Consider the following 13,073-nt stretch of genomic DNA (forward strand, 5'->3'; position numbering starts at 1 on the left):
ATATAACAGATAAATTTGTCAAGCGCATTTTTTCAAAAGATTTTGAAACCTATGACTTATTGAATACGTTTACTGTATAGAGGTGAACAATAATGATTCTATGGATTGCACTTGCACTCTTTTCAGGTTATTTTATCGGTTGTCTTCATGGTTCTGTTATTGCCCAGCTGCTGTCCGGCGTAAACGTCAAAAATAAAGGCGTCAAAAATTCAGGGGCTTCAAACGCAGCTATCGTTCTCGGCTGGAAATACGGGGCGCTTGTTGCTGTTCTTGATATTTTTAAAGGAGCAGCTGTTGTTATGGGATTCCGCTTTTTGCTAAGCGGATCTTCTTTGCCGGATGAAATGGTCTGGATGCTGCTATTTCTCGCAGCGGCCGCTGTCGTTTTCGGCCATAACTTTCCGTTCTATATGAACTTTGATGGCGGAAAAGGGACAGCTTCAGTCATCGGCGCCATGCTGGCCCTTGATTGGAATCTTGGCCTTGCCGGCGGTCTGCTGCTGGTGCTGGCAGCACTGGCTACCGACTATTTAGTGGTCGGGGTTCTCGTATTATATGGCATGTTTTTTGCCATTGCCTTTTGGCCGGCCGAAGGCATATGGCCTTTAGTCACCGCCTTCGCTTTGTTTGCTATGGCAGTCTGGAAGCATCTCGAGAACATCACGCGCATTAAAAACGGAACAGAAAACAAGGTTTCTTCTGTTTTCCGGAAAAAACCTGCCGGCTCTGCTTAAGAAGCCGGCAGAGGCAGCGGATCCGCTGCCTTTTTTATTGTCTAGAATCGTATTTTTTGTCTTGCTGGTCGTATTTTTATCTTTACTGGCCGTATTTCGTCTGCTACTGGTCATATTTTATACGTTGCTGGCTGCATTTCATTTTTCCTCTGAGCTGACTGCGCAACACTTGGGCGAATTGCCAAAATTCCCTATTTTCATGCTAAAATAAAGTGATTACATACTTAGGGGGAACTGTATATGTTTGAAAAGCTGATTGAGCGCCTTGTCCGCTATGCAAAAATTGATACACAATCGGATGCTGAGAGCACTGAAACACCTTCTACGCCGGGGCAATGGGATTTGTTGCATGAACTCGAAAACGAAATGAAAGAAATCGGCTTGGAAGATGTCAGCATGGACGAATTCGGTTATTTGTTCGGCACTTTGCCTGCCAACACAGAAAAAGAAATACCCGTTGCCGGCTTTCTGGCGCATGTCGACACCGCTACGGATTTCACAGGAAAAAACGTCAATCCGCAGCGCATCGATGATTACGATGGCAGCGACATTCAATTGAGTTCTTCCGTCACCATGGCAGTCGCCGACTTTCCTGACTTGAAGAATTACGTCGGCCATACTTTGATTACTACTGACGGCACTACTTTGCTCGGTGCCGACAATAAAGCGGGTGTTGCCGAAATTATGACCGCCATGGAATACTTGGTTCAGCATCCTGAAATCAAGCACGGAAAAATCCGTGTAGCTTTTACACCGGATGAAGAAATTGGCCGCGGACCACATAAGTTTGATGTAGAGCGTTTCGCAGCTGACTTTGCTTATACAATGGACGGCGGGCCTCTTGGCGAATTGCAGTATGAAAGCTTTAATGCAGCGGCTGCCAAACTGACGGTCCAAGGGAAAAGCGTTCATCCCGGTTCAGCCAAAGATAAAATGATCAATGCCCAAACGGTCGCTATCCGCTTCCAGGAAGAAATGCCAAAAAACGAAGTGCCTGAACGGACGGAAGGCTACGAAGGGTTTATCCACTTGAACAGTTTCAACGGCAATGTTGATAAAGCGGTTCTTTCTTACATTATCCGCGACTTTGACAAAGAAGCTTTCGAAGCGAAAAAGAGCCATATGAAAAACGTGGCTGCTAAACTGCAAGAGCAGTATGGCAATAAAGCCATTAAACTTGAGATTGAAGATCAATATTACAATATGCGTGAGAAAATTGAACCAGCAATGGAAATTGTCGATACAGCCGAAACAGCTATGAAGACACTTGAGATTGAACCAAACATCGTGCCTGTCAGAGGTGGTACAGACGGTTCCCAATTATCTTATATGGGCTTGCCCACACCTAATATTTTTACTGGCGGTGAGAACTATCATGGCCAGTACGAGTTCATCTCTGTGCAGAACATGGAAAAAGCCACAAAAGTCATTATAGAAATCGCGAGATCGATGGAACAAAAATAAGCGCCCGCGGGCGCTTATTTTTGTTCATGCTTCAACGCTTAAGAAACGCTGTCACTTTTCATATTTAAATAATGCTGCGTCCATTTTGTGCAAGCGCATAGTGGATGCCGTGCTGCAAAGTTTGGAAGCAGTTGAATTTTGATAAATTGATGCCCGACTCGGTAATGACCATGCTCATTTGCGGAGAAATGCCCACTAGTACCGTATAAGTTCCGATCAGAGATGCCGTTGACCCCAATTTCTCAATCAAACTTGCAGCGTGCTGTGTGAAATTATCGTTCAATCCTGTTAAGTCCAACAGCAAATATCTTGCTTTATAAGTCGGTAAATTTTGCAAGGTTTTTACCAATAATTCTTCTGCACGCGCTTCATCATAAGTTCCGAGAAGCGGCACAACGACGATATCTTCGAGCACTGGAATAATCGGCGAAGAGATTTCCTGAATCAATGCATTCAGTTCTGCTGTTTTTTTCTCGACCAGTTTTTCAAGCTGATTGATCTGCTCTGCTTCTTTCAAGCGAGCCAGCCGGTGAATATTTTCTTCAACGTTTTTTTCTGAAGGAAAATATTCAATAATCGTTTCAGGGTAGCCTTCAATTTGATGGTGGATCACACGGTACCAAACGTTGCGCCCGAAAAGCGACGTGAAGATCCCAGCGTAATGGGCTGCCAGGTAACTGCCTCCCTGCTTTTTCCCTTGGGCTACATTGATTTTATGTTCCCAGCTATTTCTCAAATTGACTTGGAGCGTGCTTTCCGATTCATTCATTTTCTGAATCTCGGCTTTTCCCCATCCTGCAGAAGCATATGTATTTGTTATTAAGTTCGCCGCTTCTGAAATGCTGACATTTTTCCTGCTCGTGAAATAGTCGCCCACTATCAAACCTTGGCGGAACCCCGTAGACTCCATCACTACGTTTGCTGCGTCTTCTCCTGATATTTCTTCTATTGAATCAAAAAATGTTTTCATCGCACTGGCCGTCCAAAACAGCACAGCATCCTGGCCTTCGAATAAGAATCTGCCTTCATCCAAATCCCATGCAAATTCTAGTCCGCCTACATTTATTGATGGTTTAGTTTCCATATTGCAGCTCCTCCCACTATTAAAATTTATTTCACCATAACCCTCTTGTTCCACTTATTAATCTGCAGGCTTATGTAATCACTCTTTCTATGATACAAGATTGTGTTTACATCTTCAGGTTTGAGATTCGATAATTAAAGGAATACAAAAATAACCATACAAAAAGAAAGAGGTGCTCCTTGTGTCAGACAATAAACCTTTTAACGAAGAAAATCGCGAAACAAGAGATAGTCGCCCCATGGACAATCCGGAACAGATAAAAACAGACAAAGAAACAATGCATGAAATGTTTAAAGAAGAACAGACTGTCGATGCAATTCCATTGGAAGATTTGAAGCAAAATATGGAAGACGAAGAAAATAAGCGTTCCACCAAAGACAACTCGGGAAGCGACGAAATCTATCCTGATTAATCAACAGAATAAACCTACTTTTCTGAAGAACAGCATGGCTTCCGCCAAGCTGTTTTTTTGTGTTATGATTCATGTTGGAACAGGAGTGACCTAAATATGAAAAATATGATTTACCCGTTTATGGTAGTAGTGGCAGCCAGTTGTTATGGCATCCTTTCCACTATTATCAAAGTAGCAATGGAAAACGGTTTTACAGCCGCAGAAGCGGTAACCAGCCAATACTTTGTCGGATTTGCCTTAGCAGCTATTTTGCTTTTAATTACAAAGCGGAGACTTCCCCGCTTGCACGGTTGGAAAGTTTTAGTAATGTCCGGTTCATTTACCGCTGCCACCGGTATGGTATACGGACAGTCTTTGGTGTACTTGCCAGCGTCACTGGCAGTCGTATTGCTGTTTCAATTTACTTGGATCGGCATGTTTTTGGATTGCATTGTACACCGCAGATGGCTGAAACGAACTGAAGCCATCTCACTTGTTTTATTATTCGGCGGGACTATATTGGCTGCAGGAGTGATTGATGCAGACCTCAGCAGCATTCCTTGGCAAGGATGGGCTTGGGGAATCGGGGCGGCTTTCTGTTTTTCTGCTTTTATGTTTGTCAACGGCATAAAAGTCGAAGGCATGGATACTACTACCCGCTTGTTTTATGTCTCTTTTGTCGCTGCCATTGTTGTCGCCTTTTTCCAAACGCCCGAAGTGGTGTGGAATGGCAAACTCTTTGATGAAGGTCTTTGGGTATACGGCCTGTTGCTCGGATTCTTCGGTATCGTCATGCCGATTTGCTTCTTCTCGATCGCTGTACCGCATGTTGGATCCGGCCTTGCTTCAATTTTAAGTGCCATGGAATTGCCGGTTGCTGTTTTTGCCTCGGTCCTTGTCTTGAACGAAACATTGACGGTTCTTCAAATTGTCGGCATCTTTGTTATTCTGTTCGGCATGGTGCTGCCAAGTATATTCAGCCGCAACCCTAAAATTATAGAACCCGTTTAAAGGCCTGCCTCTTTGGTGGGCCTTTTTTAGGCTGTCGAGAAATTCATATGTTCTTCTTTCATTTCGCTCCAGGGCGGACGCTTTCCGCGGGCACGGCTTCAGCCGCTTCCTTCGCTTCGCTCAGTCCAGGGTCTTCAGCTCGCGCTGATTCCGCTGGAGTCGCCGCCTTCCGCTGCATTCAGCTTCCCTTTTGCCACTTTTAGAGACTCTCTAAAAGTGGGACGGTTTAAGAAATTCCTCTCTTGTTTATTCCTACTCTCTCGATATGGAGCCAACCAGCGGAGAAAACCGTACTGCTCCTGCGCAGGCTCGTCGCAAAGACTTAGCCTCGCCGGCTTCGGCTAATGGCTTGCCTGCGGGGCAGCGTAAGCGACGAGACAGCCGAGACCCTGCAACGCCCTTTCATGTTTCGAAGCTAGCGAAGCGACGAAGCGGCTTGGCGCTCACCCGCGGCAAGCGCAGCTGGTTGGCAGAATACCGGTTAAAGGATGATTACCAATACAAGTTTTATCTTTCTCAACAAACTGTTAAAGGTCCGTCCTCCAGCGGGCCTTTTTTCTTTTCTCTTTAATGAATGATAAAAGTCCGATTGGTTCAACTAACAATCCGTGGGGTGAACCCCCACGGATTGAAGTTTCACTTTATGTTTAGCTTGGGTTTAAACAGGAATATATAAAGGGAGCAGTTAACTATCAAAGGAGTGAAGAGGATGAATCAGGAAGAATTGAAGCAAAACGCTTTGAAGATTTTAGAAGAAAGCCATGTAGGCATTTTATCGACGGTGCAAGGCAATAAGCCGCATTCTCGCTACATGACATTTTTCCATGACGAATTCACCTTATACACAGCGACACACAAACAAACGCAAAAAGTTGATGAATTGGAAGCTAATCCACATGCACATATCCTTTTAGGCTATGAGGGCCAAGGCGTAGGCGATGCCTTCCTGGAAATCGAAGGAACAATGGGCGTACATGATGATCAAAGCATGATTGATAAAGTTTGGAACGAACATTTGGAAGGCTGGTTCACAGGACCGGATGATCCCGATTTGGTCATTTTAGCTATCCAGCCAACCCGTGCCCGACTCATCAATAAAAAAGGCCAAGAGCCGCAAACACTTCAATTGTAAAACAAAAAACGGCTCATTTATTTGAGCCGTTTTTTTATGTTTGCAATATTTCCCGAAGTCCTTCTTTATTGAACAACAAGTCTTCTAAATTATATTCATCAAGAACCGCGAGATAAGCATGCAATGCTTTTCCCAATACACCGCGGAGTCCGCAGACAGGTGCAATCGGACAGCGGTTATGCTCCATGTCAAAACATTCAACTAAATGGAAATCATCTTCCATACGCCGGACTACGGTGCCAATATTAATGTTTTGAGGGGTATCTGCCAGGCGTATGCCGCCTCCCCGTCCTCTGACGGTATGGATAAAGCCGGCCTTGCCCAGTTCAAATGTTACTTTCATCAAATGGTTTTTCGATATGGTATAAGCGTCTGAAATTTCCTGGATGGTCGAAAGCTTGTTTTCTTCTTTCGAAGCCAAGTATATCAATACACGCAATGAGTAGTCGGTGTACATTGTCAGTCTCATTATTTCACCTTCCCTGCAATTTCATTATACGGGTGAACCGATTTTTGGAAAAGCAATTGAGACCGAAGCTTTGGATTAATGGTATGCAAAATGAAAGGAGCAGTTGCATTATGCTATCAAATGAAGCAAAAATGATTGTCAAATCGACAGCACCTGTTTTAGAAGAACATGGCGTGGCGATTACCACCAGATTCTACAAACGGCTTTTCGAAGAGCATCCCGAATTGCTGAATATCTTCAACCATGCCAACCAGGCACAAGGCCGGCAGCAGACTGCTTTAGCGAAAACGGTTTATGCAGCGGCAGTGCATATTGATGATTTGGAAGAAATTATGCCAGCCGTTATCCAGATTTCCCATAAACACGTGAGTTTAGGCGTGAAGCCGGAACATTATCCGATTGTCGGCGCTAATTTACTGATTGCCATGAAGGAAGTGCTTGGAGATGCAGCAACAAACGAAATTATTCAAGCTTGGTCTGATGCTTATGGCGTCATAGCAGACGCTTTTATCAGCGTTGAAAAAAGCATGTATCAAAATACTGCGGAGCAGGAAAATGGCTGGAACTACTTTAAGGATTTTGTCGTCGACCGCAAAGTAAAAGAAAGCGAAATCATCACTTCGTTCTATTTAAAGCCGGCGGATGGTTCAAATGTGCCGACTTATATTCCAGGCCAGTATATTTCAGTACGGGTTTCCATACCAGGTGAAGAATATATGATGATCCGCCAGTACAGTTTGTCTCAGGCATCCAAGCCGGATGAGTTCCGGATTTCCGTTAAACGTGAAGCAGACAATGATCCCAACGGCATTGTGTCCATTTTTCTCCATAAGCAAATCAAAGAAGGCGACCGGCTTGAAGTCAGTGCACCTGCAGGAGTATTCGTGCTGGATGCCGCCAAAACTACTCCCGTCGCGTTTATTAGTGGAGGTGTCGGCATTACTCCAATGATGAGTATGTTTGAAACAGTGGCAACTTCTACACCAGAACGTCCGGCCGTTTTCTTGCACGGGGCCCGAAATCGCTACCAGCATGCCTTTGATGAAGACATCCGCCAATTTGCAGAACGGATGGAAAACGCTTCTTACAAGACTGTTTATTCAGATGAGGAAAATGGCTTTATCACCCGCGAAATGCTTGAAGAATTTGTAGACCCTTCCGGCGATGCTTATGTATGCGGCCCAGTTCCTTTTATGGTCAGCATGATCCGCGAGCTGCGCAATATTGGAATGCAAGATGAGCAAATCCATTATGAATTCTTTGGTCCGGCAATGGATTTAGAAGAAAGCACCATCCAGTAATAACACCTACTTTCTTCTTAAGGCCCTCGATGCAATCGTGGGTCTTTTGTGGCTGTTCTGTGAATACAATTTGTGTCTAAATTTTAAAGATGTATTTTGAATATATCTTTAAAATGTTTTCTGGAATATAGTTGATTTATAGAAAACAAAAGGAGAGATTGACTATGTTATCAGAACAAACAAGATCAATTATTAAATCCACAGTACCGGTTTTAGCAGAACATGGAACAGCGATTACAACTGTATTTTATAAAAACTTATTCGAAGCGCACCCTGAACTTTTAAATATTTTTAATCATGCCAACCAGAAAAAAGGACGCCAGCAAGCAGCACTGGCCAATACCGTTTATGCGGCAGCAGTCCACATTGATAATTTGGAAGCCATTCTTCCGGCAGTGGTGCAGATTGCCAACAAACACGTGAGTCTCGGCGTTAAACCTGAGCATTATCCGATTGTCGGAGAATATCTGTTAAAAGCCATTAAAGAAGTTCTGGGTGATGCTGCAACAGACGACATCATCAACGCATGGGCAGAGGCTTACGGTGCGATCGCGGATGCCTTTATCGGTGTTGAAAATGAAATGTACACGAAAGCCGAAAGCCAGGAAAATGGCTGGAAATTCTTTAAAGATTTCGTGATAGCCCGTAAAGTAAAAGAAAGTGATAACATCACTTCGTTCTATTTAAAGCCGGCGGACGGATCAAATGTTCCAACTTACCAGCCTGGCCAATACATTTCAGTGCGCTTGGCAATTCCAGGCGAAAAATACTTATTCAACCGCCAATACAGCTTATCCCAAGCCGCACAATCAGATGAATTCCGTATTTCCGTTAAACGGGAAGCAGACAACGACCCGAACGGCCGCGTCTCTGTTTATCTTCATGAAGAAGTTAATGTGGGCGACAAGATCGAAGTCAGCGCTCCGGCAGGCGAATTCGTTCTGGATGCCAATAAAAAATCTCCGATTGCCTTCATCAGTGGCGGCGTCGGCATCACGCCAATGATGAGCATGTTTGAAACAGTTGCAACGCTTACTCCAGATCGCCCGACTGCTTTCCTGCATGCGGCCCGTAACGAATCATTGCACGCTTTCGATCAGGATATTCAAAAATATACAGCTAGCATGGAAAATGCAGCTTATAAAACATTGTATTCCGACCAGCCGAACGGCTATATTACTCGGGATGTATTAAAAGAAATGATCGATGTGACCGGCGACGTTTACGTCTGTGGTCCTGTGCCTTTCATGGAACAGATGATCCAAGAATTGCGTGCTCTTGGCATGACTGAAGACCAAATACATTTTGAATTCTTCGGCCCTGCCGTCGCATTGCAAACCGTATAAGAAATTAAAAAGCTGTCCGCTTTTAGTAGCGGACAGCTTTTTTTGCATGAGTGATCATAGAATTCACCCGAACGCTCATAGAAGCCCAGAAAGTGATCATAGAACTTACCCGAACGCTCATAGAAATTTTATATGCTCCAAAAGAAAGGCCCTGCCGCATTGGCAGGGCCTTTCTTTCATCTATTTCATTTTCCGCAATAAATACAGTAAATACGGCGTTCCGATCAATGCGACAATCAAACCACTCGGAATGTCTTTTGGTGCAATCAGGATACGGCCGATAAAATCTGCCGCAACAAGCAGCAAGCCGCCGATCAACCCGGATGACAGCATCAGCGGCAAATGGCGAAAACCGACAAGCCGGCGTGCTATATGCGGAGCCACCAATCCGATAAAGCCGATGGTGCCGACAATCGATACGGCTGCCGTTGATATGGCTACGCCGATAACCAGCGCCCACACACGCGTTGACCGGATATCCAAGCCAAGGCCTGCCGCAACGTCATCTCCGAATGTCAGGGTATCCAAACTGCGGGTAATGTAAATCGCGGGCCAGATAAATAGCGCAAAGAGCAGCAAGGCAAATTGCACATCATCCCAGCCTTTGGCGTATGTACTGCCTGATAGCCAGACAAGTGCACTTGCTACAGCCAGTTTCGCTTTGACAACGAACACTTGAGTCGCGGCTGAACCGAAAGCGGAAATGGCAATTCCCATTAAAGCGACCAGCATCGGCTGGAAGTTATTTTTCCAAGCCGTGACCAGGATAGTGCCAAGTGCCAAAGCAGCGCCGAGTGTAGCGCCGAGCGGCAGATAGACTGCCGGTATGGCAGGGAAAATGACAAGCAGCAGCATCGCCCCTGCCCCAGCCATTGAAGTGACTCCGAGCACACTGGCATCTGCTAAAGGATTTCGAAGCACTCCCTGCAAAATCACCCCGGTTATAGCCAACATGACTCCCACGATGAAAGAAGTCAGCACCCGCGGCACCCGGAAGTTCCAGACAACCGGTTCCAGCCAGGCAAAATTCCAGGCAGCTCCGTTAAAGCTGAGAGCCAAAATCATAACAACTGCAATAATGGCGATTAAAATAGGGGTTAATACACTTAAACGGATCGGTTTTGTCGTCCCGCCCACTTGGCGGTCTCCGCGTTTCAATGATTTTGCCGTCTTCCAGGCCAAGTACAAAAGCCAAGGGCCTCCGACAAGCGCGGTCATGGCCCCAACAGGAACTTCCTGCCCCGGCTGGATCAAGCGTCCGAGCACATCCGCTCCGATCAGCATAACGCTGCCCCATAAAAACGAATGGATGAAAACTTGCAGATGGCCGCGTATGCCCATCATGCGGACAATATGCGGAGCCATCAACCCGATAAAACCAATCGGTCCGACCACACTCACAACAGCTGCGGACAGAATAATTGCTACTCCCCAAGCGATGAGTTTTACTGCTTGGACATTTTGGCCAAGCGAAGAAGCAATATCTTCACCCAGCGATAATATATCCATCGGCTTCGCCAGCAGCAACGCGCCGATAAACAGCATCAGCACCACGGGAGCAGCAAACTGTACCCCTTCCCAGTTCAACTGGACCAGCGTCCCTGACCCCCACAAGAACAAGCCGTTTGTTTCATTTTCGAACAGCAGCTGCAATGCGCCGGTCAAAGAAGAAAACAATAGCGAGATGATCATTCCTGTTAAAGCCACGCGCACCGGCTCCATGGCTTTTCCGGCCAGCCCTACTACCAATGCGGATGATAGAACGGCCCCAAGCAAGGCGGTGATAAACGGGAAATCCCCTAAAGCGCCTGGAAAGAAAATAGTCGAAATCACAACAAAGAAAAAGGCTCCGGCATTGATTCCAAGTGTTCCTGGTGAAGCAAGCGGATTATTCGTCAATGTCTGCAGGACAGCACCCGACACTGCAAGCGCTCCACCGGCAATCATGCCGATTACTAAGCGAGGCAAACGCAGAGACGTGACGATATCCTGGATACGCCCTTCCGTCCAGACGCCGGTCAAAAGTTCTGAAATTGTGTAATCCGCCTGCCCTTGTGTCAAGTGGATAACCGACAGCGCAAGAAGCAGGAAAAAGCCCCCTGTCAGCGAGACAAAGGACTTCTGTTTTAATTTTCCGGGCATTATTTATTCACCATCACAGTTGTAATTTGGTCCATCAATGTTTTAGCACTTAACGGTCCGCCGTATAACCAGGTATCCGCACCCAAGTCATATGTGCGGTCTTCTTTTACGAACGCCAAGTTTTCCCAGACGGGGTTGCCTTTCAGCTGGTTTTCGTAAATATTGTCTTCATCAGGAACCGTGTATAAGTAATTGGCATTTTCATACTTGACCAATCCTTCTACATTGAATGTGCTCGATCCGAATACTTCAAACTGATCCGGCTGATGGACATTGTTCAAACCGATGCGCTCCAATATGATCGAAGCCATTGAATTGGGCGTAAATACCCGGATTTCCGGAGCCTGAGGGCCCGTATAAGCCAATGTTAAAATAACGTCTTTCGTTTTCAAGTTTGCCGCTTCGATAGCCGACGCGCTTTCATCATATTCTTTTTCCAGATCAGCCAGAACTTGTTCCGCTTCTGCTGTTTTATCCACCGCTTTTGCGATTTCCTTAAATGTTGTTTCCATTTCCTGATACAAATCAATGTTTTCATCTTCCGGATATGGATTAAAGATGACTGTTGGCGCAATGGTCTCCAATTCCGCAAGCATGGCATCATGGCGGAAACTTACCCCTATAATCAAATCCGGTTCGATTGCTGCGATTGCTTCCAGGTTCGGTTCTTGCCGGCCGCCGACGTCCACAACCGTTTCATCCAATTGCGGCTCAATATTGACGTAATTGCCATAATCCGCAATATCCGCCATCCCGGCCGGCTGGACTCCAACCGCCAATAAATCTTCCGCGTATGTCCATTCCAGCACGACCACTTTTTTAGCAGGCGCATCCAGCTTCACTTCTCCGTTCGTGCCTGCAATCGTAACAGGATTTCCTGCAGCTCCTTCTTCAGTTGTTGCATTGTCTTCAGCCGAAGAACAAGCTGCCAGCACCAGCAGGACCGCTACTATTAATAACATCCATTTTCTTTTCATAAAAGTAAGCCTCCCAGCTATTTGATAACGATTCTCAATAAATTCCATTCTAGTTCTTGTTCTCTGCATTGTAAAGGATTTCTTGTAAAATAAATTGAAAATCGTTCTCATTTATCTGGAAATTATGATATAGTAGCGTTAATGAGAAATTGTATCAGTTGGACTTATGGAAAAAGATGTGGAGGAATTACACAATGGCGACGGCTGTTCAAACAAACGACTTGTCAATTGGGTATAATGATCACCTATTATTTGAAAACCTGAACTTATCCATTCCGCGCGGCGAAATTTCGGTATTTGTCGGCAGCAACGGCTGCGGTAAATCAACGCTGCTTCGCTCTATTGCGCGTTTACTTAAACCTCAAGAAGGTTCTATATTATTAGAAGGAAAAGAAGTTCATCGCATGTCTTCACGTGAAGTGGCAAAGAAAATGGGCATCCTGCCCCAGTCTCCGGTTTCTCCGGAAGGCTTGACTGTCCATGACCTCGTAAAACAAGGGCGTTATCCACACCAGTCTTGGCTCAAGCGCTGGACCACAGAAGATACTGAGAAAGTGGAAGCAGCCATGAAAGCGACACGCGTCGATGGATTCCGCGACAAGCCTGTTGATGAACTGTCAGGCGGACAGCGGCAGCGGGCATGGATAGCCATGACACTCGCCCAGGACACAGACATCATTCTTTTGGATGAACCGACGACTTACCTGGATATGACGCATCAAATTGAAATACTGGATTTATTGTTCGAATTGAATGAAGTGCAAGGCCGCACCATCATCATGGTGCTGCATGATTTAAATCTAGCATCTCGATATGCCCATAACATCATTGCCATTAAAGATGGTGCTGTTTTTGGCCAAGGAACGCCTGAAAAAGTCATCAATTGTGATCTTGTTCGCGCTGTTTTTGGAATGGAATGCCAAGTTTCCAAAGATCCGCTATTCGGGACGCCGCATTGCGTGCCATTCGGCAGAGGACGCTGTATTGTTCCAGAAATCCGGGAATCACTAAGTGGTTCTTAA

12 protein-coding genes are annotated in these 13,073 nt (G+C 45.6%); 8 read left to right on the top strand and 4 right to left on the bottom strand.

Annotation, left to right across the window (positions count from 1 at the left end):
* The first annotated feature begins 92 nt into the window (after positions 1 to 92).
* On the top strand, positions 93 to 734 hold the full coding sequence (locus QWY16_RS16105) for a glycerol-3-phosphate acyltransferase (RefSeq protein ID WP_300990245.1): 642 nt from the start codon (positions 93 to 95) through the stop codon (positions 732 to 734).
* 240 nt (positions 735 to 974) lie between these two features.
* The gene (gene pepT, locus QWY16_RS16110; RefSeq protein WP_300990246.1) at positions 975 to 2,198 is read left to right on the top strand and encodes a peptidase T; all 1,224 of its coding nucleotides are present in this window, start codon (positions 975 to 977) and stop codon (positions 2,196 to 2,198) included.
* 64 nt (positions 2,199 to 2,262) lie between these two features.
* On the opposite strand, the gene QWY16_RS16115 is transcribed toward pepT, so the two are convergent.
* Positions 2,263 to 3,282, bottom strand: coding sequence for an STAS domain-containing protein (locus QWY16_RS16115; RefSeq protein WP_300990247.1), 1,020 nt, complete (start codon positions 3,280 to 3,282; stop codon positions 2,263 to 2,265).
* A gap of 181 nt (positions 3,283 to 3,463) precedes the next feature.
* Here QWY16_RS16115 and QWY16_RS19420 point away from each other — a divergent pair, with 181 nt between their 5' ends.
* The 3 genes from QWY16_RS19420 (at position 3,464) to QWY16_RS16130 (ending at position 5,816) form a co-directional block, all read left to right on the top strand.
* A complete protein-coding gene (locus QWY16_RS19420; RefSeq protein WP_300990248.1) occupies positions 3,464 to 3,694 on the top strand; it encodes a YczO family protein in 231 nt (76 codons plus the stop codon).
* Between the two features lie 96 nt (positions 3,695 to 3,790).
* Positions 3,791 to 4,684 carry an EamA family transporter gene (locus QWY16_RS16125; protein ID WP_300990249.1) on the top strand — a complete coding sequence of 298 codons (894 nt, stop codon included), beginning with the start codon at positions 3,791 to 3,793 and terminating at the stop codon, positions 4,682 to 4,684.
* 709 nt (positions 4,685 to 5,393) lie between these two features.
* Positions 5,394 to 5,816 (top strand): pyridoxamine 5'-phosphate oxidase family protein, encoded by a 423-nt coding sequence (locus QWY16_RS16130; protein ID WP_300990250.1) that lies wholly within the window; start codon positions 5,394 to 5,396, stop codon positions 5,814 to 5,816.
* A 34-nt stretch (positions 5,817 to 5,850) separates the two neighbouring features.
* Here the strand turns inward: QWY16_RS16130 and QWY16_RS16135 are convergent, their stop codons facing one another.
* Positions 5,851 to 6,285 (bottom strand): RrF2 family transcriptional regulator, encoded by a 435-nt coding sequence (locus QWY16_RS16135; protein WP_300990251.1) that lies wholly within the window; start codon positions 6,283 to 6,285, stop codon positions 5,851 to 5,853.
* A gap of 83 nt (positions 6,286 to 6,368) precedes the next feature.
* On the opposite strand from QWY16_RS16135, the gene hmpA (QWY16_RS16140) reads away from it, so the two are divergent.
* On the top strand, positions 6,369 to 7,586 hold the full coding sequence (gene hmpA, locus QWY16_RS16140; RefSeq protein ID WP_300990252.1) for an NO-inducible flavohemoprotein: 1,218 nt from the start codon (positions 6,369 to 6,371) through the stop codon (positions 7,584 to 7,586).
* Positions 7,587 to 7,750: 164 nt separating this feature from the next.
* The gene (gene hmpA / locus QWY16_RS16145; protein WP_300990253.1) at positions 7,751 to 8,932 is read left to right on the top strand and encodes an NO-inducible flavohemoprotein; all 1,182 of its coding nucleotides are present in this window, start codon (positions 7,751 to 7,753) and stop codon (positions 8,930 to 8,932) included.
* Between the two features lie 180 nt (positions 8,933 to 9,112).
* Here the strand turns inward: hmpA (QWY16_RS16145) and QWY16_RS16150 are convergent, their stop codons facing one another.
* On the bottom strand, positions 9,113 to 11,074 hold the full coding sequence (locus QWY16_RS16150) for an iron ABC transporter permease (RefSeq protein ID WP_300990254.1): 1,962 nt from the start codon (positions 11,072 to 11,074) through the stop codon (positions 9,113 to 9,115).
* Positions 11,074 to 12,051: an ABC transporter substrate-binding protein gene (locus tag QWY16_RS16155; protein WP_300990255.1), complete on the bottom strand. Its 978-nt coding sequence runs from the start codon at positions 12,049 to 12,051 to the stop codon at positions 11,074 to 11,076. Before QWY16_RS16155 ends, QWY16_RS16150 begins: the two co-directional genes overlap by 1 nt.
* A gap of 194 nt (positions 12,052 to 12,245) precedes the next feature.
* On the opposite strand from QWY16_RS16155, the gene QWY16_RS16160 reads away from it, so the two are divergent.
* The gene (locus QWY16_RS16160) at positions 12,246 to 13,073 is read left to right on the top strand and encodes an ABC transporter ATP-binding protein (protein WP_300990256.1); all 828 of its coding nucleotides are present in this window, start codon (positions 12,246 to 12,248) and stop codon (positions 13,071 to 13,073) included.

The organism is Planococcus shenhongbingii (assembly GCF_030413635.1).
Taxonomy (GTDB): Bacteria; Bacillota; Bacilli; order Bacillales_A; family Planococcaceae; genus Planococcus; species Planococcus shenhongbingii.

Coding starts and splice junctions, on each gene's coding strand:
- QWY16_RS16155 (WP_300990255.1), bottom strand. CDS start 12,051: ATGAAAAGAAAATGGATGTTATTAATAGTAGCGGTCCTGCTGGTGCTG.
- QWY16_RS16105 (WP_300990245.1), top strand. CDS start 93: ATGATTCTATGGATTGCACTTGCACTCTTTTCAGGTTATTTTATCGGT.
- QWY16_RS16125 (WP_300990249.1), top strand. CDS start 3,791: ATGAAAAATATGATTTACCCGTTTATGGTAGTAGTGGCAGCCAGTTGT.
- QWY16_RS16135 (WP_300990251.1), bottom strand. CDS start 6,285: ATGAGACTGACAATGTACACCGACTACTCATTGCGTGTATTGATATAC.
- QWY16_RS16160 (WP_300990256.1), top strand. CDS start 12,246: ATGGCGACGGCTGTTCAAACAAACGACTTGTCAATTGGGTATAATGAT.
- pepT (WP_300990246.1), top strand. CDS start 975: ATGTTTGAAAAGCTGATTGAGCGCCTTGTCCGCTATGCAAAAATTGAT.
- QWY16_RS16115 (WP_300990247.1), bottom strand. CDS start 3,282: ATGGAAACTAAACCATCAATAAATGTAGGCGGACTAGAATTTGCATGG.
- QWY16_RS16130 (WP_300990250.1), top strand. CDS start 5,394: ATGAATCAGGAAGAATTGAAGCAAAACGCTTTGAAGATTTTAGAAGAA.
- hmpA (WP_300990252.1), top strand. CDS start 6,369: ATGCAAAATGAAAGGAGCAGTTGCATTATGCTATCAAATGAAGCAAAA.
- hmpA (WP_300990253.1), top strand. CDS start 7,751: ATGTTATCAGAACAAACAAGATCAATTATTAAATCCACAGTACCGGTT.
- QWY16_RS16150 (WP_300990254.1), bottom strand. CDS start 11,074: ATGCCCGGAAAATTAAAACAGAAGTCCTTTGTCTCGCTGACAGGGGGC.